The sequence below is a fragment of the Streptomyces xanthophaeus genome (genome assembly GCF_000725805.1).
GTDB lineage: Bacteria > Actinomycetota > Actinomycetes > Streptomycetales > Streptomycetaceae > Streptomyces > Streptomyces xanthophaeus.
Genome location: NZ_JOFT01000131.1, coordinates 1 through 326, shown reverse-complemented (window position 1 = coordinate 326; position 326 = coordinate 1). Strand labels below are relative to the sequence as shown.

1 protein-coding gene is annotated in these 326 nt (G+C 66.9%); it reads left to right on the top strand.

All coding sequences use genetic code 11. The features are described from left to right. A partial coding sequence (locus IO30_RS0129175) for an ATP-binding cassette domain-containing protein (RefSeq protein WP_031147850.1) occupies positions 1–326 on the top strand: 326 nt, incomplete at both ends.

The window sequence follows — 326 nt, the reverse complement described above, 5'->3', positions numbered from 1 at the left end:
GGCATCGACCTGGAGGTCGCCCCGCGTGAGGTCTTCTGCCTGGTCGGCCCGTCCGGCTCCGGCAAGTCGACCTTCCTGCGGTGCATCAACCACCTGGAGCAGGTCAACGCCGGACGGCTGTACGTCGACGGGAACCTCGTCGGCTACCGCCAGAAGGGCGACAAGCTCTACGAGCTGAAGGACAGCGAGGTCGCGGCCCAGCGCCGGGACATCGGCATGGTCTTCCAGCGCTTCAACCTCTTCCCCCACATGACGGCCATCGAGAACGTCATGGAAGCCCCCGTCATGGTCAAGGGCGAGTCCAAGGCCGTGGCCCGGGAACGCGC